The organism is Occultella glacieicola (assembly GCF_004353825.1).
In the GTDB taxonomy this organism is placed as follows: Bacteria; Actinomycetota; Actinomycetes; order Actinomycetales; family Beutenbergiaceae; genus Occultella; species Occultella glacieicola.
In genome coordinates this window covers 395,606-414,975 of the sequence record NZ_SMNA01000004.1, presented here as the reverse complement: position 1 = coordinate 414,975, position 19,370 = coordinate 395,606, and the positions used below count along the sequence as shown (strand labels likewise).

At 71.1% G+C, this 19,370-nt stretch carries 19 protein-coding genes; 6 read left to right on the top strand and 13 right to left on the bottom strand.

Annotated features, from left to right (window positions below; genetic code table 11):
- Positions 1–196: 196 nt before the first annotated feature.
- The 6 genes from EXU48_RS09840 to EXU48_RS09815 all read right to left on the bottom strand — a co-directional run bounded on the left by EXU48_RS09840 (position 197) and on the right by EXU48_RS09815 (position 7,348).
- A complete protein-coding gene (locus EXU48_RS09840) occupies positions 197–1,132 on the bottom strand; it encodes a hypothetical protein (RefSeq protein ID WP_133107467.1) in 936 nt (311 codons plus the stop codon).
- Between the two features lie 17 nt (positions 1,133–1,149).
- The gene (locus EXU48_RS09835; RefSeq protein ID WP_133107466.1) at positions 1,150–1,674 is read right to left on the bottom strand and encodes a hypothetical protein; all 525 of its coding nucleotides are present in this window, start codon (positions 1,672–1,674) and stop codon (positions 1,150–1,152) included.
- Between the two features lie 108 nt (positions 1,675–1,782).
- Positions 1,783–4,110 carry an FAD-dependent oxidoreductase gene (locus tag EXU48_RS09830; protein ID WP_133107465.1) on the bottom strand — a complete coding sequence of 776 codons (2,328 nt, stop codon included), beginning with the start codon at positions 4,108–4,110 and terminating at the stop codon, positions 1,783–1,785.
- 43 nt (positions 4,111–4,153) lie between these two features.
- On the bottom strand, positions 4,154–5,047 hold the full coding sequence (locus EXU48_RS09825) for a carbohydrate ABC transporter permease (protein WP_133107464.1): 894 nt from the start codon (positions 5,045–5,047) through the stop codon (positions 4,154–4,156).
- On the bottom strand, positions 5,044–6,084 hold the full coding sequence (locus EXU48_RS09820; protein ID WP_133107463.1) for a carbohydrate ABC transporter permease: 1,041 nt from the start codon (positions 6,082–6,084) through the stop codon (positions 5,044–5,046). Before EXU48_RS09820 ends, EXU48_RS09825 begins: the two co-directional genes overlap by 4 nt.
- Complete coding sequence (locus tag EXU48_RS09815; RefSeq protein ID WP_133107462.1) at positions 6,056–7,348, bottom strand: ABC transporter substrate-binding protein; 1,293 nt, start codon at positions 7,346–7,348, stop codon at positions 6,056–6,058. The genes EXU48_RS09820 and EXU48_RS09815 overlap by 29 nt, the downstream gene beginning before the upstream one ends.
- A 142-nt stretch (positions 7,349–7,490) precedes the next feature.
- On the opposite strand from EXU48_RS09815, the gene EXU48_RS09810 reads away from it, so the two are divergent.
- On the top strand, positions 7,491–8,789 hold the full coding sequence (locus tag EXU48_RS09810; RefSeq protein WP_133107461.1) for a substrate-binding domain-containing protein: 1,299 nt from the start codon (positions 7,491–7,493) through the stop codon (positions 8,787–8,789).
- A 525-nt stretch (positions 8,790–9,314) separates the two neighbouring features.
- Here EXU48_RS09810 and EXU48_RS09805 read toward each other — a convergent pair.
- Complete coding sequence (locus tag EXU48_RS09805) at positions 9,315–10,601, bottom strand: MFS transporter (RefSeq protein WP_133107460.1); 1,287 nt, start codon at positions 10,599–10,601, stop codon at positions 9,315–9,317.
- A gap of 129 nt (positions 10,602–10,730) precedes the next feature.
- Between EXU48_RS09805 and EXU48_RS09800 the strand changes: the two genes are divergently transcribed.
- Genes EXU48_RS09800 through EXU48_RS09790 form a run of 3 tightly spaced genes read left to right on the top strand, consistent with a single transcriptional unit; the run spans position 10,731 to position 12,282 of the window.
- Positions 10,731–11,069, top strand: coding sequence for an ArsR/SmtB family transcription factor (locus EXU48_RS09800; RefSeq protein WP_133107459.1), 339 nt, complete (start codon positions 10,731–10,733; stop codon positions 11,067–11,069).
- A gap of 1 nt (position 11,070) precedes the next feature.
- Positions 11,071–11,538, top strand: coding sequence for an SRPBCC family protein (locus EXU48_RS09795; protein WP_133107458.1), 468 nt, complete (start codon positions 11,071–11,073; stop codon positions 11,536–11,538).
- A 36-nt stretch (positions 11,539–11,574) separates the two neighbouring features.
- On the top strand, positions 11,575–12,282 hold the full coding sequence (locus EXU48_RS09790; protein WP_133107457.1) for a dihydrofolate reductase family protein: 708 nt from the start codon (positions 11,575–11,577) through the stop codon (positions 12,280–12,282).
- Here EXU48_RS09790 and EXU48_RS09785 read toward each other — a convergent pair.
- Both EXU48_RS09785 and EXU48_RS09780 read right to left on the bottom strand, forming a co-directional pair.
- Positions 12,279–14,627, bottom strand: a complete 2,349-nt coding sequence (locus tag EXU48_RS09785) for a hypothetical protein (protein WP_133107456.1) — start codon at positions 14,625–14,627, stop codon at positions 12,279–12,281. The two genes, EXU48_RS09790 and EXU48_RS09785, sit on opposite strands and share 4 nt — an antisense overlap.
- A gap of 137 nt (positions 14,628–14,764) precedes the next feature.
- On the bottom strand, positions 14,765–15,157 hold the full coding sequence (locus EXU48_RS09780) for a VOC family protein (RefSeq protein ID WP_133107455.1): 393 nt from the start codon (positions 15,155–15,157) through the stop codon (positions 14,765–14,767).
- 109 nt (positions 15,158–15,266) lie between these two features.
- On the opposite strand from EXU48_RS09780, the gene EXU48_RS09775 reads away from it, so the two are divergent.
- Positions 15,267–15,845: a dihydrofolate reductase family protein gene (locus EXU48_RS09775; RefSeq protein ID WP_133107454.1), complete on the top strand. Its 579-nt coding sequence runs from the start codon at positions 15,267–15,269 to the stop codon at positions 15,843–15,845.
- A gap of 13 nt (positions 15,846–15,858) precedes the next feature.
- Here the strand turns inward: EXU48_RS09775 and EXU48_RS09770 are convergent, their stop codons facing one another.
- Together EXU48_RS09770 and EXU48_RS09765 are read right to left on the bottom strand one after the other, a co-directional pair.
- A complete protein-coding gene (locus tag EXU48_RS09770) occupies positions 15,859–16,137 on the bottom strand; it encodes an AbrB/MazE/SpoVT family DNA-binding domain-containing protein (RefSeq protein ID WP_133107453.1) in 279 nt (92 codons plus the stop codon).
- 44 nt (positions 16,138–16,181) lie between these two features.
- Positions 16,182–16,553: a VOC family protein gene (locus EXU48_RS09765; protein ID WP_133107452.1), complete on the bottom strand. Its 372-nt coding sequence runs from the start codon at positions 16,551–16,553 to the stop codon at positions 16,182–16,184.
- A 124-nt stretch (positions 16,554–16,677) separates the two neighbouring features.
- Between EXU48_RS09765 and EXU48_RS09760 the strand changes: the two genes are divergently transcribed.
- Entirely contained in the window at positions 16,678–17,610 is a 933-nt protein-coding gene (locus EXU48_RS09760) for an arginase family protein (protein WP_133107451.1), read from the top strand.
- A 586-nt stretch (positions 17,611–18,196) separates the two neighbouring features.
- On the opposite strand, the gene EXU48_RS09755 is transcribed toward EXU48_RS09760, so the two are convergent.
- A complete protein-coding gene (locus EXU48_RS09755) occupies positions 18,197–18,757 on the bottom strand; it encodes a hypothetical protein (protein ID WP_133107450.1) in 561 nt (186 codons plus the stop codon).
- Between the two features lie 239 nt (positions 18,758–18,996).
- Positions 18,997–19,362, bottom strand: a complete 366-nt coding sequence (locus EXU48_RS09750; RefSeq protein ID WP_133107449.1) for a nuclear transport factor 2 family protein — start codon at positions 19,360–19,362, stop codon at positions 18,997–18,999.
- Positions 19,363–19,370: the final 8 nt, after the last annotated feature.

The window sequence follows — 19,370 nt, the reverse complement described above, 5'->3', positions numbered from 1 at the left end:
CCCCCTCCAGCACGCCCCGCCGCGACGCTGGGGTGACCGTGACGCGGAAGGTGGCCCCGCCGGCCGACACCGTCCCGGGCACCGTTCGAGTTGCACGACTCGTTCCTGTCGGGTCGTGTGGACATCGCGCAGGGCCGACCGCCCTCCCCAGAACCGGTGGACCCGGGCCGCGACGGGCGGCTCGGGTCCATCGCTGCTAGGAGCGTCGAGGGCGGGCGGGCGCCACGGTCCACTTCCACCAGGTGTAGTGGTACTCCCCCTGTTCGACCTGGAACCGCTTGCCGCAGTCGCGACACTCGCAGATGCGGTCCGGCTCCCACTGCCGCTCGTTCGGGACCGTGTCCACGACCCGGATGTGCCCCTGGCGTTCCTCGTTCTCGACGTCGTAGCGCTGGTGCGAGGGGTAGGCCGCGCACAGGCACGCGCCGGTGCGGAAGAGGTCGATCCGGTGGAAGGCGTGGTCAAGGTTGGCGTTGTTGGAGATGAGCATGCCGCCGAGGTCGACCTTCGCGGTCGCCTTCTCCAGGGCGGGCAACGCCAGCGCCAACGGCGCGAGGATCTCGGGATCGCGGGTCTCGACGACCGCCCACACCGCGTGCAGGATGCGGGACTGCTCGCCGGAGAGGAAGTCCTCGACGAGCGGGGACCGCAGCGCCTCCTCCTCGGCGCCCGGCCCGGCCAGCCATTGCGCCGGGAGCACGAGCACGGCGGCCTTTTTCTGCTCCGCCGCGGCCCGCGACCCGTCGATGAGGACCACCGCGTCGCTGCCGAGCGGCCACCACGAGGCGGTGTCGGCGCCGAGGGATCGCACCAGGCCCGCCGGTGCGCTGCGCCGGTCGTAATCCGACGGGGCCGTGTCCTTGCCGTCGGTGAAGCGGGTCGCGTCGAAGCGACGGCGCGCACCCCAGCGCCGGTTGGCAACTGTGGTGAGGGCCGAGGTGAACGCCGCCAGGGCCGCCGCGTCGGTGGTGGCCGCCAGCGGCAGCAGGTGCGCGAGCCAGCTGGTCTGCCCCTCGATCCCGTCGAGCTCCCACTCGAGCCAGTCGTCGCCGTCGGGCCACGGCAGGTCCACCATCTGCTCGATCACGGCCACGACCTGCTCGGGGGTGGCCTCGAGGATCTCGTCGCTCACGGCGCTGGTCTCCGCGTTCAATTGCCGGCGAGCAGGTCGCGGCAGCGCGCGACGTGGTGCTCCGCGGGGGTCGGCGACACCGTGGGTTCGGGGAGGTCGTCGGGGTCGTCGGCGCTGATCGTGACGCCCTGGGCCCGGCACTGCGCCACCACGCCGGGGTAGCCGTCGTCGGCCCACTGGCCGTACTCGTCGCTCAGCGCCTCGCTGAGGCTGGTTCCCCGGAGGAGGTGGAACTGCCCTTCGGTGTCGAAACTGACGACGGCCGCCTCGGCGAGCGGGATGTCGTTCGGGCCACGCCAGTAGCCGAACGCCTGGCCCTCGTCCTCGTCCTGGGCGACCCAGGTGATCAGCGCGGCCGTCTCCGCGATCGCCCGGACGTTGGCGGCGACGTCGGGGTTCGCCAGGTCCTCGGCGGTCAGGTAGCTGGTGTCCAGTGCCGGCGGCTGCTCGTCGTCGGCCAGGAGCCGCAGGGCCTCCGACCAAGGGTTCGACGTGCCCGCATCCTGCAGGCGGCGCCAGAGCGCGAGGTCCTCGGGGATCATCGGCAAGCCTCTCGTGGTGGGGTGCGAGTCGTCGACCGCGGGTGCCGGGAGCAGTCTTGCACGGCGTCTGCTCCCGGCCCCGGCCGCCCAGCACCGTCCAGCAAGCGGCTACCGCACGTAGCACCGAATCTCGGCGACGGCGGCCGCGGGGTCGCCGTTCGTCGCGTGCACCACGAGCCGCAGTCTCGTGGCCTGCACCGGCTCGGGCAGGTCGTGCTGGCGGCGGCGGCTCGCGTTCTCCTCCACCGTCAGCACCCGGCGGAACTCACCCTCTCCGTCGGAGACCTCGATCGAGTAGGCCCGGACGGTCTGCGGGTCGCGGTAGCCGGGCGGGTACCGGTCGTACTCGCGCAGCAGGCTGCCGGCGAAGGTCAGCTCGATCCGGCCGATCGGCTGCGGGTGGTCCCACTCCAACTGGACCCACTGGTCCATGACCTGCGCGGGGTCGGAGCGCCAGAGGTTCGTCGAACGGTGCGGCCGGGTGACGCCGGTGAGCACCTCGGACGCCGGGTAGGCGGCCTGCGGCGGGTCGATCCGGTGGGACAGGGTGATCGCGTCCAGATAGCGGCGCATCCGCCCCGAACTGATCCGCACCGCCGAGAGGCAGCCGGGCACCACGATGCCGGCGCGGTGCCAGGAGATCTGCGGGTCGGCGTCCAGGTCGAGGCGGACGTAGCGCACGTCGCCGTCCGCGCTCGCGCCCAGCTCCGCGGCGGCCAGGTCGATCTCCCACGGCACCCAGACGCGCTCGCCCGGCGGCACCACCAGGTCCGTCTTGGCAAGGGCCGGTGCGTCGTCGATCCGGTAGTCCCAGATGTGGTCGACGGCGCGCAGGGTCGCCGCCAGGGTGCGCGGCGCGGCGGACGAGTTCGAAAGGCAGACCGCGACCTCACGCAGACCCGGGGCGCCGGCGCCCACCTCGACGGCGATCCACTGCCCGCGCACCTCAGCCAGCGGGTCGCCGGTGGGCTTGGAGTGGTTCGCGAGCCCGCCGTCCACGCCCACGGACTTCGGCCCCGCGCCGTAGGTGAGTGCCGTGGACGAGGCGCTGACCCGGGCCCGGCGGGCCAGGTCCTCGGCGTCGGTGTTGCGCACGCTCGGCAGGAACGCGCCGTCGCGCAGCAGCTGCTGCTGGACGGTGTCGATCGACCGGGTGGCGACCTCGTGCACGGGCACACCGTCCCGGACGGCGACGGCCGCGGCGGTGCCTGCGGCCTGGCCCATGATCGCGGTGGTGGCCTGGACGCGGACGGAGCCGAGGGCCACGTGGGTCGCGGAGACGTTGCGCCCGGCCATCAGCAGGTTCGGGACCTCGAGGGCGATCAGGGAGCGCAGCGGCACGCCGAACGGGCCGACGTAGGCGGCGACGGCGGCCGGTGCGGTGGTCTCATGTCCTTCCGCGGCCGTGGGCTCGCTGGTGGCGGCGAGCAGGCCGCCGGGGGTGTGCAGGTCGATGTTCCAGCCGCCGTAGGCGATCTCGTCCGCGAACGGCTCCGGGCGGATCAGGTCGCCCTCGGTGAGCAGGTGTTGGCCCATGATCCGCCGGCTCTCCCGCTTGCCGGGGACCTGCCCGATCCAGTCCAGGGCGTAGGTGCGGGCCTGCTCGCGCAGCTTGGGGTCCTTGTTCTTGACCCAGTCCCAGACACCCAGGGCGTGCCGGGTCAGTTCGTGCCGGATCGTCTCGGCGTCGTGGATGGTGTGCCACGGGACGCCGATCTCGATCCACCAGTACCCGCCCTTGAGGGTGGACGGCTTGCGACCGCCCTTGTAGAAGAACGCGGCGTCGTCGTAGCTGACCGCCCAGTCCGGGAGCGTGAAGTCCACGGGACGGCCGACGTCCTTGGTCTTGATGTGGATGGAGTTGCCCATCACGTCGTCGGAGGCCTCGAGCGGGGCGTGCGGCTCGTCGAACTCCGAGCGCGCCTCGGTGCCCATCCGCCACGGGGCACCGGCGAGCGCGGCGACCACGCCGTCGCCGGTGCAGTCCACGAACACCTGCCCGTGGAACGTCGTCTCGGTCTCGGCGCTGGCCGTGTAGCCGACGACGGCGTCGATGCGGCCGTCGTCGGCGACGCTCACCTCGCGCACGGCGGTGTTCAGCCGCAGCTCGAGCCCGGGGGTCCGCTCGACCAGGTCGTACATGGTCAGGTCCCAGACGCTGTTGGTGAAGCCGTTCTCGAAGATCTCCTCGTGGTTGAGCAGGCGTTCCTGTTCGAGCAGGTCCCCGATGATCCCGGTCTCCCTGGCGTACCCGTGGTAGTTCGCGGAGCCGCGGGGCACCACCCGGACCTCGGAGGAGCTGTTGCCGCCGAGGACCGGACGGTCCTGGACGAGCACGGTCGAGAGGCCGAGGCGGGCGGCGGCGACGGCGGCGCTGACGCCGGCGAGCCCGCCGCCGCAGACGACGACCTGGAACGTTTCCTGACGGGTGATCACGTGGGTTCCTCAACTGGTGTGGTGGTGGACGGGCGTTCCGGGGTCATCCCTTGAGCCCGGTGGTGGCGATGCCCTGGATGAGCTTGCGTTGGAAGAGCAGGAAGGTGATGAAGACCGGCAGCAGCGAGAGCAGTGACATCGCGAAGAGCTGCCCGTAGGAGGAGTTCCCCATCGCGTTGACGAACATCCGCAGCCCGAGCGGCACCGGGTAGTCGTTCAGGTCGCTGAGATAGATCAGCGGCCCGAGGAAGTCCTCGTAGGTCCAGATGAAGGTGAACACCGCCGTGGTGGCCAGGGCCGGCACGGTGAGCGGGAGCATCACCGAGCGGAACGTGCGCCACCGGCCGGCGCCGTCGATCTCGGCGGCCTCGTCGAGCTCACGCGGGATGCCCCGCATGAACTGGATCAGCAGGAAGATGAAGAACGCGTCGGTGGCCAGGAACTTCGGCACGATCAACGGCAGGTAGGTGCCGACCCAGTCGACGGCGGAGAACAGCGCGTACTGCGGGATCAGGGTGACGTGCCCCGGCAGCATCATGGTGCCGAGCATCACCGTGAACCACAGCCCCTTGAGCGGGAACCGCAGCCGGGCGAACGCGTAGGCCGCCAGCGTGCAGGCGATCAGGTTGCCGAGCACGGCGCCCACGCAGATGATCAGCGAGTTCAGCATGAACTGCCCGAATCCGGGTGGGTTAGCGACCCACCCCGCGGGGTAGTTCGAGAGGTCGATGCTCGACGGGATCACCGAGGGACTCGAGAAGATCTCCGTCTCCGGCACCACCGAGCTCCGTGCCATCCACAGCAGCGGGTAGATCGAGACGACGCAGACGAGGACCATCAGTCCGTGCCACGCGATGGTGCGCAACGGCGTCGGGCGCTTGTTCGGTCGCGCCCGTGTGCGCGGCGCCTCGCGACGGTCGAGGGTCGCTGTGGTCATGACTCGTCTCCGTAGAACACCCAGCGGCGGGCGCCGAGGAAGTTGACGGCGGTGAAGATCGCGATGATGGCCACGAGCACCCAGGCCATCGCCGAGGCGTAGCCCATCTGGAACTCGCTGAATCCCTTGATGTAGAGGTAGAGCGTGTAGAAGAGGGTCGAGTCCACCGGGCCGCCGGTGCCGTTCGAGATGATGAACGACGGTGTGAACGCCTGGAAGGCGACGATCGTCTGCATGATCACGTTGAAGAACACCAGCGGCGTGAGCAGTGGCAGCACCACCGAGAAGAAGCGCCGCACCGCGCCCGCGCCGTCGACGCGGGCCGCCTCCAGCACCTCCTGCGGGATCTGCCGCAGGCCGGCGAGGAAGATCACCATCGGGGAGCCGAACTGCCAGACCGCCAGCACGATGATCGTCAGCAACGAGGTGTCCGGGGAGGCGATCCAGTTCGGCCCGTCGATGCCGACCAGCGCCAGGATCTGGTTGACCGCGCCCTCCCCGCCGAACAGCTGCCGCCACAGCACGGCGATGGCGACGCTCCCGCCGAGGAGGGAGGGCAGGTACAGCACCGCACGGTAGAACGACATCCCCCGCACCGCCCGGTTCATCAGCAGGGCCAGCCCGAGGGCGACGACCAACCGCAACGGCACCGAGGCCAGTACGTAGGTGAACGTGACCTGCAGCGACTTCAGGTAGCGCGGGTCCTCGGTGAACATCGTGCGGTAGTTGTCCAGACCCACCCAGACCGGGTCGTTGAACAGGTCGTACTCCGTGAACGACAGGTACGCCGAGACCAGCATCGGGCCCAGCACCAGGCCAACCAGGCCGGCGAACCAGGGCAACAGGAAGAGGTAGCCGGCCCGAGCCTCACCCCGTTGGCGCGGCGAGCGCCGGGCCTTGCGTGCCCGGCCGCTCGCCGTGTCCGCCGACCGACCGGGCCCGTTGGGCCCGTCGAGCACGCTCGATCCCGCGGGCTCGGCCGGCCCGGCGGCCCCGGGCGCCGCCTGCTCAGCCTTCAGCGTCTGCGAAGAACGCATCCACGGCCTCGTCGATCGTCATCTCTCCGAACGCGACCGACTCGTCGAGCTGGTCGAACAGGGTGCGTGAGGTCGCGAACCCGTCGGGCCACAACCGGTTCAGCGGACGCGAGTTCTCCGCGACCAGGTCCATGTACTCGACGGCGGGTCGCTCCTGGTCGCTGACCAGGTCCACCAGCTGTTCGCGGGCGGCCGCGGTCGGCGGGATGCCGAGCGACACCCCGAGCGTCTCGACCGCCTCGGGGTCGTTGACGAGGTGATCGATCAGGTCGGCGGCGCCCTGCGGGTTCTCCGACCACGCCGAGATCGACCAGAGGCTGGCCGCGTTGATCCAGAGGCTGGGGTTCTCGGAGTTGTGCGGCGGGAGGCCGATGTCGAGGGCCGCATCGGTCACCGACTGGAGCGCGACGTAGTCCTGGGTCCAGGCGAACGTCGCGGCGGCGCGGCCACTGGCCAACGGGCTGCCGGGCAGGTTGCCGCTCGCCTCGGCGGTGGCCTCCGCCGGCGGAACGGCGCCGCTCTCGCGCATGTCGGCCCAGAGCTGGAACCAGGCGTGCAGGTCCTCGGGGGTGGCGTTGATCGATCCGTCGTCGTTGTAGAACTCACGGCCGCTGTCACGCACGTAGAGGATGAACAGGATCATGTCCCCACCACCGTCCTGGACGCCCCAGGTCTCGCCCCCGCTGGCGGTGTGGACCTCGTCGGCCCACGCGCTGAGGTCGTCCCAGCTCCAGTCACCCTCCGGCACGGCGACGCCGAGGTCCGCCAAGAGGTCCGCGTTGGTGACGAAGCCGGTGGCATTGGTCGCGGCGACCACGCCGAAGGTCTCCTCTCCGACCGCGCCGAAGTCCCGGATGCCCTCATCGAGTCCGCTCAGGTCGAGCTCGACGTCGGAGAGGTCGAGCAGCGCGTCCCGATCGGCGTAGGTGGGCAACTGGCTGGCCGCCTGCATCACGACGTCGGGGATGTCCCGGCCCGCCACCTGGGTAGCGAGCTTGTCCCAGTAGCCGTCCCAGGGCTGCGGCTCGACGGAGACCTGCGGGCCCCCGGCCTCGGTGAACGCGGTGATGGCCGCGTCCAGTGCCTGGTTCTGGTTGTCCTCCCCCCACCAGGCGGCTCGGATCGGGGCCGACGGGTCGGCCGCTCCCCCGTCACCTGATTCGTCGGGACCCCCGCCCACCCCGCACGCAGCGAGCGTGAGGGCGGCGCAGGTGGCGAGGATGGTCATCGGGGCGTGGCGGTGGGTGCGCCGAGTGGATTTCACGGTTCTCCTAGGGGCCTGGCTGCGGTGACAAGCAGTACAACGTTAGACGAGTGTGGCATGAGCACGGACGACGCTGTCAAGCAGGGAATTGCGTGTCCATGGAGGCCTGAGTTCCGGTGAGCCGCCGTATAGGGTCTTCGGTATGTCAGATCCGACATATCCGTCTGCGCGTCAGTCCCAGCCACGTTCCGTCGGCATCAAGGACGTGGCCGCCGCGGCGGGGGTCTCGTGGAAGACGGTCTCGAACGTCATCCACGGCCGCCCGAACGTGGGGCCGGCGACGAGGCGACGCGTCGAGCGGGCGATCGCGGAACTGGGCTACCGCGCGAACCTGGCCGGACGTCAGCTCCGTCACGGCCGCACCGGCCTGCTCGCGGTCTCCGTGCCCGACCTCGAGACGCCGTACTACGCGGATCTGGCCCGCTCGATCGTGCAGCGCGCACGCGAGGACGACTACACGGTGCTCATCGACGAGACCGGGCACTCGATCGCCAGGGAGACGGCGGCCGCGCGCGGCTATGCGGTGCGGTTCACCGACGGCGTCATGCTGAGTCCGTCGCGCCTGACCGGCACCGAGATCGGTGCCCTGCGCAGCGATACCCCGGTCGTTCTGCTCGGCGAACAGCCCGAGTCCGGGGGTCTGGACCACGTCAGCATCGACAACGGGGCCTCGGCGCGGGAGGCCACCCGGCACATGCTCAACCTGGGCAGGCGCCGCCTGGCCTTCCTCGGCGATGAGATCGGCCCCTCCCATCGGCGTGCCTCGTCGCTGCGCATCGGGGGCATCGAGCAGGTGCTGGCCACCGAGCAGCACCCGCCCGAGCTCACCCGCATCGAGACCAGCGAGTTCAGCCGGTCCGAGGGTTTCGCACGCACGCTGGCGGCGTTCGAGTCGGGATCCCGGCCCGACGCGCTGCTGTGCGCCACCGACCTGCTCGCCGTCGGAGCGTTGCACGCGCTCGCCTCACTCGGGCTTCGCGTGCCCGACGACGTCGCGGTGCTCGGCTGGGACAACGCACCGGAAGGTGAGTACTCGTGGCCACCGCTGACCACGATCGCCCCGGACATGAGCGACTTCGCGACCCAGGCCCTGAACCTGCTCATCGCCAGGATCGCCGAGCCGGAGGCTCCGCCACGTCGGGCCGTGGTCAAACACCGGCTGGTCGTGCGATCGAGCACCCTCGGCCGGGCAGCGGCATTCAACCCGGCCGTGCCATATCAGATCAGATATGAGGCCCCGAGCCCGGCGATGCTGATCCGGGACGCCCGCGCACGGGCCGGCATGACCCAGTCGGCACTGGCCACAGCCGCGGGCACCTCCCAGGCGATGATCGCGAGGTACGAGGCGGATGCCGTGAGCCCGACGATCCCGTCGCTGCGCCGTATCCTGCGCGCCACCGGCACCGATCTCCACCTGGACGTGACCACGACGCCGGAGTGACCGACAGCGGCGGGCGTAGGGCACCGACGGTCGGCTTGACCGGGTTCCGGGGCGGTGCCATCGTTGCTCCCCTTTGGCGTCTTTGCTTTCCTTTGCTGTCTTCGTAAAGCGTCGCACGGCTCGAACGCCGGCGTGGAGACGCCAGCCGGAGTCGAACCGGCGTGCATGGTGGTGTCCCTCCACCGCCCTGGCGTAGGCGAGGGCGGAGGTTCCTGGCTGCGGAACCCCGAGCGGTCGGACGCCCGCACCCACAGGACCGGGCCTTGCCGGCCTCGGACACGTCGCGGTCGCTTTCAGTTCCGCCGCGATCGTGGTCCGCTGCAGGTCGGCCCGGCGGGCCAGCCGACCGGCCGTCTCGACCACGCGGGCAGCGGGCCCGACCGACCGACCGACGCTGCGCCGTCGACCATGGTTCTGCCCGACCTGGTCCGCGCACGGCGAGGATCCAGCACAAAACCGACGTTGCGCCGTCGCCCGTGATCTGTCCGGACGTGTTCAGCATCCGTGGTCCTCCGCCCGCCGGCGTCAGGCCTCGACGGCGTGGGTCTCCTCGTGCGTGGTCGTCCAGAACCGTGCCGTGACCACGAGGCCGATCACCAGCAGCACCGAGGTCAGCAGGAACGGCCAGTTCCGGTCCATGCCGGACAGCCAGCCGCTGATCCAGCCGAAGGGCGCGGTGGCCAGCATCACCGTGGTGCGTTGGATGGCCATCACGCGGGAGCGTTCGTTGCGATCCACGTGCAGGGCGACCAACGACTCCGACAGCATGAACAGGATCCCGGCGCCGAACGCGTCGAGCAGCAGGCAGCCGGCGAGGAGCAGGTAGGTCGACGCCGTGGCGGAGCCGTCGGCGGCCGGGATGCTCACCAGCAGCAACTGCCCGGCGAGGTACACGGAGAAACCGATGAGCGTCGGCATCTTCAGGGCGCTGGCATGGGTCAGCCGCGGGATGATCGTGAAGAAGAACACGACGGACAGCAGCGAGCGGATCATCGGGAAGAACGGCAGGAGGGCGTCGGGGACGCCGAGACGCTGGTTGACCACCACCTGCCAGAAGATGCCGTTCACGAGCACCACGGCGCCCACGATCGCGGCGATCGCCAGGGAGAAGATGGTGCCCTTCGAGCGGACGATCAGCCCGAGCACGCTGCGGTACTCCCACAGCGATCTCCAGATGCTGATCCCGCGCGTCTGCTCCATCCGGACCAGCCCGGTCGCCGTCTCGGTGGAGTACCGGTAGAGGAGCCAGACCTTCAGCGAGATGATCACGAACGCGTTGAGGTAGAGGATCCGCACCGCGAGTTCCAGGCCGAGGTTCGCCACCAGGAGAGCGGCGATCGGCGCGAAGAGTGCCGAGAACTCGCCCGCCACCTTGACCAGCGAGTAGACCTTGGGGATCTCGGACCGGTCGACGTCCTCCACGAGCAGGCAGTCCCACGAGTTCTGGGTGACCTGCCAGACACCGTTGATGATGGAGGCGATCAGGAACCACCAGAAGTCCTGCGCGAACGCCCAGATCAGGCAGGGGACCGCCCAGGCGATGATGTCGAAGATCGCCGTGGTCCGGCGACGCCCGAGCTTGTCCGTGATCACCCCGCTGAGCAGCCCGAAGACCACCTGCGAGAGGATCGAGATGGTGGCCAGCAGGCCGATCTGGGGGTCGTTCAGGCCCAGGGCCAGCATGTACACCGAGGCGTAGGGCAGCACCAGCATCATCGAAAGGCCCCAGAGGGGCTCGGTGTAGATGGCCGCGCGACCGTTGCCTCGGAGGTTGACGAGGGTGGCGATCATCGGGTTGCGGAGGCGCGGCACCGCAGGAGTCAACCGCTTCAACCCGGGGTTGTCCATTCCGTGAGTCGTCGGGCCCGCGCGCGGGTGCCGGCTGCCCCGTCGACGAACCCGGGGTTGACGCGGTCGCCCGGCCGGTCAATAGTTAGGTACATGCCTAAGCATCGTGAGGACCTGGACCGGGTGTTCCATGCCCTCTCGGATCCCACGCGACGCGCCCTGATCGAACGGCTCGTCCGCGGACCGGCCTCGGTCAGCGAACTGGCCCGGCCGTTCGAGATGGCCCTGCCGTCCCTGCTGCAGCACCTGAGCGTGCTGGAGCGGGCCGGCCTGGTCACCTCCTCGAAGGTGGGCCGGGTCCGCACGTTCCAGCTCGCCGTCGAGGCCCTGACCCCCGGCGCCGAGTGGATCGGGCGCCAACGGCTACCCGCCGAACGCCGGCTCGACCGGCTCGGCGACTTCCTCACCCCGGACACCACGAAGGAGAACTGAGATGGACACCCAGATTGAACGCAGCCAGACGCACGCGACGTTCGTCATCGAGAGGACCTACCCGGCGGCGCCGGAGCGGGTCTGGCACGCACTCTCGGACAACGACGCGCGGGACCTCTGGTTCTCCACCGAACCCGACTTCACCCGGACCGAGAAGTCCCACGACTTCCGGGTCGGCGGGCACGGCACCGAGAACGGCCAATGGCACGGCGGCCCACGCTCGCGCTACCACTCGACCTACACCGACATCGTCGACCTCGTCCGGATCGTGTTCACCTACGACATGTGGGTCGACGACCGGCACATGTCCACCTCGTTGGTGACGATCACACTCGAGCCGGACGGCGGCTCCACCCGCCTCACCTACACCGAGCAGGGCGCCCACTTCGACGGCCTCGACGATCCCGCGGGCCGCGAGGAGGGCACCCGGGGGCTGTTGGACGCGCTCGGCGCGTCGCTCGCCGGCTGACCAGACCCGACTTTCCACGAAGGCAGGACAACGATCATGACCAAGGTCACCGCACAGATGTCGATCTCGCTCGACGGCTGCTACGCCGGCACCCGGGCCGCCGACACCGCCGACTGGCTGGAGAGCGCGGAAGCCGCCGGGTTCTTCCGCGTGACCCGCTGGGCCACCGACGCCGCGGCCTGGCGCGAGCGCCAGGGCTTCGCCGGCGGCGAGCGCACCACGAACTCGGACAACATCGCGGAGACGTTCGCGGCCGCGGGCGCCTACGTCATGGGCCGGCGGATGGCCGACGGCGGTGAGGTCCCCTGGGGTGAGGTGCCCCCGTTCCGGGCCCCGGTGTTCGTGGTCACGCACCGTCCGCGGCCGGTGCTGCACCGTGGCGGCGGCACCAGCTTCACGTACGTCACCGACGGCGTCGCGAGCGCCGTCGCACAGGCGAAGGAGCACGCGGGTGGCAAGGACGTGCAGGTCGCCGGCGGGGGCTCGCTGGTCCGTCAGGTCCTCGCGCTCGGTCTGCTGGACGAGCTCGAACTGCATGTCGCCCCGGTGCTGCTCGGCGACGGGCTGCGACTGCTCGGCCCCGGCCTCGGTCTCGGCGCCAAGGAGGGGATCGAGCTGATTCCGATCCGCGTGATCGAGGGCGAGGGCATCACCCATCTCCGGTACCGGGTCGAGGGCGTGCGCCCGCTCGTGCTCGACAACCGCGGCCGGGACGAGGGCCCGGTGCTGCTGGCCGAGGGCTAGTAGTTCGGTCGACGGCGGGGGTCGTCGTCGTAGCGACGCCCGCTATGCGGGCCCCGATAGCCGCCGGGGGGCCGGTCGCCGTACGGGGGCCGGTCACCGTAGGGGGATCGTGGCCCCTCGTAGCGGCCGTACCGGCCCGGGTTGCCGCGACCGCGGTCGTCGTCCTCGCCCGGGTCGCGCAGGTCGTCGTAGCGGTGCCGGTCGTGGAACTGGCCGAGGTGGTACGGCTCGGTACGGTAGGTCCGGTCGCCCTGGTAGCGCCCGCCGCCGGGCGATCGTTCCCGACGGCGGTCGCGTGGGTCCTCCTCGTACCGACGGCGGTCGCGTGGGTCCTCCTCGTACCGACGACGGTCGCGTGGGTCCTCCTCGAAGCGACGCCGCTCGCGTGGGTCCTCCTCGAACCGACGGCGATCGCGTGGGTCCTCCTCGACGCGCGGCTGCTCGAGGGCCGCCCGGGCCCGGCGCTCCTGCTCGACGCGGTCCCGCTCCTGCTGATCGCGGACGCGCCGCTCCTCGGCCTCGCGGCGTTCCTCCTGGATCCGCCGCTCCCGCTCGGCGAGCACCCGGGCCTGCACCCGTTCGAACTCACCGCGCACCAGGGCATACGCCTGCCGGACGGCCGACTCCACGCCCGGCACGGTGCTGGTGAACTGGGACTCCGAGCGCCCACTCATCTGCATCCCCATCAGGATGTCGTCCAGCGACATGGTCGCCCGCGCCGGCTGCAGCAGGGTCCGCGAGGCCGCGACGGACAGCGCCCCGAGGGACGCACCGAGCTGGGCGGGCACCGCCTTCACCGCGGCCCCGAACTCCTCGCCCGCCGTCCCGAGCCCGCGCGCGTACTCCCCGATCAACGCGTTGATCGCCTGCACGCCCCGGTGGCTCTCGGACCGCAGCTCGGCCAGCCGCTGGGCCACGGTCGCGAAGCGCATGTCGTGGGCGATCGCGATCGAGACCTCGCCCTCCCGGCTCATCCTGCCCACCATGGCGGGCCAGTCGGGGTCGACGTGCGTGGCCAGGTACGCCAGCCCGTGCCGTTGCTCGAGGGTCAGGTAGAGGTTCGTGGACGTCGCGGGTTGGTGCGCGGACAGCATCGCCTCGAGGGCGAGCACCACCTCCTGGCCGACCTTCCAGGCCGCGGCCAGCCGTCCCGGCTCCGTGCGGGCCCAGCGCAGGATCTCGGCCACGGACAGCCGGGCCCGGCGGAGCACGGTGTCCGTGGGCGAGACCCCGACGGCGATGCGCAGGTGATGCCCGGCGTGGCCACGCAGCAGCGCCTCGAGCACCGGCCAGGTGTTGTTCACGGCGGACAGCGGGGACTGCTGGTTGCCGCGGTCGAACTGCGCGTAGTCGACGATGTCGTCGTAGAGCTTCTGCAGCGTCGTCGCCCGGGCCAGGTCGCGGTGGGCGTTGGCGATCCTCGCGGCCAGCCACGGGTCGACCCCGAGGATGGCGAACTCCCCGAGGGAGATGCCGTCGATGTAGTGGGTCTGGGTGTGCGGGGCGGCGTTGGGGACCTGGAGCTGGTTGGCGGGAATGTCCACGGTCATCCCGGCGTCCCAGACCCCGGTCGTCGAATTCCAGGTGCTGTACTCGGCGTGGATCGAGCTGGGGAAGAAGGCCAGGTGCGGATCGCCGACGAGGCCGGTGGCGCCCGGTGGGTGGTAGCCGACCTCCACGTGGTAGTGCAGCCACCTGCCGAGGAACGGCTGCGCCTTCGCGTTGTACTCGAAGTTGACCCACGGGTTGCCGGTGTTCGTCGCGGACTTCGTCGGCACCAGGTGGGCCGGGTCGTGGCCGTCGCCGCCCAGCGTGGCGTTCAGGAGGTGGAAGCGCACCCAGCCCTGGTGGGCGAGCTGCGCGTTGTTCGCCGCCACCCCGGCCACCACGAACTGACCGACCCAGTACCAGCCGAGCGGGTCGTAGCCGGCGCTCGTGCCGATGGGATTGATCTTCTCCAAGGGGTCGACCAGCGCCTCCACCTCCCCGGCGCGCTCCTTCCGGGCATCGCCGGGGGCCTGCATCATCTGGGTGGCGTGCTTCCAGACGCCGGAGTGCACCGGCGGGGCGTCCTTGTGCGCGATCGTCGTGCGCTGGACGGCGGCCGTGGTGACGGCCGCGGACCGCTGCGCCGCGATCAGCCGGCTCACCCCGCGGTTCCCGAGGCTGCGTTGCAGGGTGGGCAGGTCTCCCAGCATCAGGCGCGGGGCAACCGACGCACCGGCCGCCGCGGCCAATCGGCCCGGCGCGATCGTGGCCGGCTCGACGGGCACCCCGGACAGCGAGGACCGCGGGAGAACGGAAGCGCCGCCGTCGCCCGTGGCCTGCCCGACCCTGCTCAACATCCGCCGTCCCGAGGTGAGAACCTGGCGCGAGCGTACGGTGCACGTCCTGGGGCCCTCCCGCCCGCGGCGACCGGCCGAACGGGCAGATCGGGCGTCCGATGGGGCAACCGGGCCCGATCCGGCGTCGGGCGGCGGTCCTACGGGGAGTCGGCGACGATCTCGGACTTGAAGCCTGCGGAGTTCTCCAGCCACCCTGCGTAGTGGTCGGGACCGCCCGCGTGCGGGTAACGCTCCTGGTAGAGCGGCCGCCAGCCGTGCTCCGGCGCGTCGGCCATGATCGCGTCGACCGCTGCCTGTGGGCCGGCCTTGAACGCGAGATGGTTCAGGCCCGCCCGGCGACGGTCGTGCACCGCCGTCGTCAGGTTCGGCGACGTGGTGAAGGTGAGGTAGGCGCCGCCCCCGCTCCAGGTCTGGCCGCCCGAGAAGTCACCGTCGAGGGCGAAGCCCACTCGCGACAGGAGCCAGCCCCACTCCGTGCGGGCCTGCTCGAGATCGGCGATCCACAACTCGACATGATGGAATCCGGCCACCGCCCGAGTCTGTCAGGCGGCTCCGAGCGAGGAGGGAGGCACCCCGGTGAGTTCCGCGCCGGCCCTGGGTCTGTCCCATCGAAGCCCACCATCTCGCGAGGAGCCGACCATGACCGCCACCTACACCTTCGACGTGTTCTGCAGCCTCGACGGCTACGGCGCGGCCGGCGGGGACTGGACCGGGTACTGGGGCAAGCAGGGCCCGGAGCTGCTCGAGCGCCGGCTGGCCGTCTACAGCGAGGAGCAGCGGCTGGTCCTCGGGGCGCACACGTTCCGCTCGTTCGTGGACATGCTGGCCGCGAGCACCGAGGGCGACGACGTGCGCGACGCCTGGGTGACCCGCATGCGAAACCTGCCCACCACCGTGGTCTCCTCCATCCTGACCGCCCCGCTCGACTGGCCGGACGCGACGATCGAGCGCGGCGACGCCGTCGACGTCGTGGCCCGGCTCCGGCAGGAGTCCGACGTGCCGCTGCGCTCCCACGGCAGCCTCGCGATGAACAACGCGCTGCTGAACGCCGGCCTCGTCGACCGGGTGCACGTCACCCTGTTCCCGGTGATCACGGGCGAGAACGGCATGGACCCGATCTTCCGGGGCGCCGCGGACTTCGACCTCGAGCTGCTCGAGACCCGGACCCTGGACGCCAACATCCAGGAGTTCCTCTACCGGCCGACCCGGCACGGGTGAGGGCACCGCCGGCTCAGCGGATCTGTCGGACGCCCCCGGCCGAGCCCCGGGCGGCGTCCGCCGTGGCGGCCGCCCGGCGTCGCTCCTCCAGGAGGTCACCGACCAGGTCGGCTCCCGCAAGTTGCCGCCGCATATACGCGCGCGCCTGGGCGCGGGTCATCACGATCAAGCCTGCCGGGCTCTCCGCCAGGATCAGCGGCGTGCCGGAACTCAGACCCGCGCGCTCGCGCAGCTCTGCGGGAACCACCAGGCGACCCCGGTCACCCATCGTGACGGCGAACGTCCCACCCATCGCACCGGTCTACGAACCGGGCGCTCCCGGTGGGATGGACCGGCTCAGGTCCTTACGGGCAGTTCCTGCAGCGTCCAGGTGTTGCCGTCCGGGTCGTCGAACGTGACGAAGTTGCCCCAGGCCTGCTCGTCGACCCCGGTGGCCTCGACACCGACCGACCTCAGGTGGGCGAGCGCCTCCTCGGCGTTCGGCACCACCACCTGGATCGTGTTCTGCTGTCCGGGCTCCAGGCCCGTCCCGAGGCCCGTGCCGAACGCGATCGAGCACGCCGATCCCGGTGGGGTCATCTGCACGAAGCGCAGCCCCTCGGTCGGCGTCTGGTCGTGGTCGGCGTTGAAGCCGATCCGCACGTAGAACTCCTTGGCCCGGTCCACGTCGGACACCGGCACGAAGATGAGCTCGATCTTCCAGTCCATCGATCAGCCTTTCGTCGCGGCAACCGCTGCCCGATCGCCTGGTCCGAGACTACGGAAGGAAGCGGTCAGTTCCTGTCCTCTGAGGCACATCGGGGGCCGCGGTCCCCACGACTAACCTTCGACCATGACAGCGCTGTCGCACGACCCGCTCTGGCCCCGCGCCGGCGACTGGCCGCCGCTGCCCGCCGAGGGTGCCGATCTCACCCTGATCGGGATCGGCACCCACCGAACGTCCCTGTCCCCCACCGGCGCGCACGCCACCCCCGCCGCGGTCCGCGCGGCGCTGCGTCGCTACAGCCCGTTCGTGGTGCCCGACGGCGGCGGGTCGCCGCCGGCGGAGGTCGGCGGGTTGGTCTTCGCGGACGTCGGTGACGTCCCCGAGCCGGACGGCCCGGACGGCGAGGCGCGCGCGACTCGGGCCGTGGCCGACGCCGTGGCACGATCACGCCTGCTGGTCGCCCTCGGCGGCGACAACGCCGCGACCGTGCCCGCCGCCCTCGGCGCCTGCGGCGACGCGATCGCGACGGCGGGCCTGGTCACCCTGGACGCCCACCACGACCTGCGCGACGGCGTCAGCAACGGCTCCCCCGTGCGCCGCCTGATCGAGGCCGGCCTGGACGGTCGCCGGGTGGTGCAGGTCGGCATCGCGGACTTCGCGAACTCGGCTGCCTACACGGCGCGGGCCCGCGACCTCGGCATCACGATCGTCCACCGGGACGAACTGCACCGGCGCCCGATGGGCGACGTGATGGCGCAGGCCCTGGAGATCGCCTCCGCCGCCGGCGGCCCCGTCCACGTCGACCTGGACGTCGACGTCTGCGACAGGTCCGTGGCCCCCGCCTGCCCCGCCTCCCTCCCGGGCGGCCTGGCGGCCCACGAACTACGGGCCGCCGCCCGCGCCGCCGGGCGACACCCCGCCGTCGTCTCGGTCGATCTCACCGAGATCGACGCCGGGGCCGACGCGCCCGACCAGCGCACCGTGCGGCTCGCCGCGCTGTGTGTACTTGAGGTCGCGGCAGGTCTGGGTTCACGACCCACCGCCAACCGGATGCCATGACCCGTCCGCCGACAGGGCAGCCGAGGGGCTGCATCCGGCCACGCGAGGATGAACTCCGTGGCAGCGTCAGCCTCCTCCGCGAACTCCTCGCCCAGTCCGCCGTCACCAATGGACGCGTGCCTGGCAAGGGCGTCGAGATAGTCGGCACGAGCGCCGGGATGCTCGGTCCAATCGAGCGTCACTCGCGCCGCCGGCCGAGTAAGGGCACGACCCATGGCACGGGTCTCCCTGCCACAGACCGGCTTGACCTCGCCACTCACCAACTCATCGAGCCGCCGGTCGACGACCTCGTCCCAGGCGGCGTCGATCGGCCTGCTCGGTCTCGTCAACTTGCCGGAGGGCAAGCGCGGCGATCTCACGCTCGTCTGCACCGAGGTTCTTGCCCGCCTCGATGTAGTCCGCCAGCTCCCTTGTGATGTCTCAAGTGTATTGCGCTAGCCGACCTCGGCGATCGGCCTGTGGACACCTGCGTCGGTCACGATGCCGTCGCATCTGATAGCGGCCACCGGCGCGCAGGCCACCGGTCTGAGCCGCCCCACCGGATCGCCTCAGGTGAGAGTTCCCTCATGCGGCTCTCCTCGGCACCTCATCGGCGCTCGGAATTCTTGTCGATGTCAGCAAGTGATCCGACCCGTCCCGCACGGGGCCCAGAAACGAGAGAGAACATCATGAACAAGCGCACCGCATGGATCGTCACCGGAACCCTCGGCGTCGTCGCCGTCGCCGGCGGAGCCGTGGCCGCCTCCGCGGACACCTTCACGCAGGCCCCGACCGTGGAGCGGACCCAGCCGAGCACCACCCAGGTCACCTCGGCGGTGTCGGCGACCTCGGCAGTCGACCCCACCCCGGCCACCACAACCCCGGCCACCACCGATCCCGCGACCGTCGATCCCGGCAGCGCGGTCTCGGCCGTGACCGCGATCAGCTCGGTCTCCGCACCCTCCCCGGTGGCCTCCCCGGTCTCCGCCCCCTCGCCGGCCAGCCCCGTCTCGGCGCCGTCCCCGGTGGCCAGCCCGGTGTCTGCGCCGTCCCCGGTGGCCAGCCCCGTGTCCGCGCCGTCCCCGGCCAGCCCCGCGTCCGCGCCGTCCCCGGCCAGCCCCGCCTCCGCGAACAGCGCCCCGTCGGCCGACTCCGGCGACTGACCCACCCGCCCGCCTCCCCCGGACCGGAACGCCCGACGGACCCCCGCCGTCGGGCGTTCTGCATGTCCACCAGCGCTCGGCGAGAGTGCTGAAGTGGCGACCACTTCAGCACTGTCACCGCTCCGAGCGAGCCGCCACGGCCGGCGAAGATGTTCGAGCGGTCACCCAGACGTCGTTCGTCGCCGCCTGGGTCGCGACCGAGCGGACTCGCGACGTCGTGGAGCGCACGCCTCGCCGGGTCCGCTCAGGCGGGCTCAGCGGCGGGTACGAGCGTGGCGGCCAGAACCAGCCAACCCTCATCTGCGCGCACCCAGAGGCGCGTGTAGATCAGCCGCGCGGAAAGCGCGGTACCGCCCTGGATCGCATCCACGGCGGCGACCAGCCTCGTCGTTCCGCTCAGGACGTCCTCCTGGACGTCCAGCGATTCCTCCTCCAAGCGGGTGATCTGCAGCGCACCCGAGCGGTAGCTCTCCAGGTCGTCCTCCTTGGAGAAGACAGACCCGTCCGGGCCGGCGCCGACGCAACTCGCATGCAGCAGCGCCTCCAGCGCGTTGACGTCGCCGGCGCGCTGGGCCGCTTGGAGCGCGCGCTCTGCAGCAAGAAGACTCATTGCCCGAG

Bases quoted from the DNA above. Each gene is read 5' to 3' on its own strand.
- EXU48_RS09835 (WP_133107466.1), bottom strand. From the start codon at position 1,674: ATGATCCCCGAGGACCTCGCGCTCTGGCGCCGCCTGCAGGATGCGGGC.
- EXU48_RS09825 (WP_133107464.1), bottom strand. From the start codon at position 5,047: ATGACCACAGCGACCCTCGACCGTCGCGAGGCGCCGCGCACACGGGCG.
- EXU48_RS09820 (WP_133107463.1), bottom strand. From the start codon at position 6,084: ATGCGTTCTTCGCAGACGCTGAAGGCTGAGCAGGCGGCGCCCGGGGCC.
- EXU48_RS09810 (WP_133107461.1), top strand. From the start codon at position 7,491: ATGTCAGATCCGACATATCCGTCTGCGCGTCAGTCCCAGCCACGTTCC.
- EXU48_RS09800 (WP_133107459.1), top strand. From the start codon at position 10,731: ATGCCTAAGCATCGTGAGGACCTGGACCGGGTGTTCCATGCCCTCTCG.
- EXU48_RS09795 (WP_133107458.1), top strand. From the start codon at position 11,071: ATGGACACCCAGATTGAACGCAGCCAGACGCACGCGACGTTCGTCATC.
- EXU48_RS09790 (WP_133107457.1), top strand. From the start codon at position 11,575: ATGACCAAGGTCACCGCACAGATGTCGATCTCGCTCGACGGCTGCTAC.
- EXU48_RS09785 (WP_133107456.1), bottom strand. From the start codon at position 14,627: ATGTTGAGCAGGGTCGGGCAGGCCACGGGCGACGGCGGCGCTTCCGTT.
- EXU48_RS09775 (WP_133107454.1), top strand. From the start codon at position 15,267: ATGACCGCCACCTACACCTTCGACGTGTTCTGCAGCCTCGACGGCTAC.
- EXU48_RS09770 (WP_133107453.1), bottom strand. From the start codon at position 16,137: ATGGGTGGGACGTTCGCCGTCACGATGGGTGACCGGGGTCGCCTGGTG.
- EXU48_RS09765 (WP_133107452.1), bottom strand. From the start codon at position 16,553: ATGGACTGGAAGATCGAGCTCATCTTCGTGCCGGTGTCCGACGTGGAC.
- EXU48_RS09760 (WP_133107451.1), top strand. From the start codon at position 16,678: ATGACAGCGCTGTCGCACGACCCGCTCTGGCCCCGCGCCGGCGACTGG.
- EXU48_RS09750 (WP_133107449.1), bottom strand. From the start codon at position 19,362: ATGAGTCTTCTTGCTGCAGAGCGCGCGCTCCAAGCGGCCCAGCGCGCC.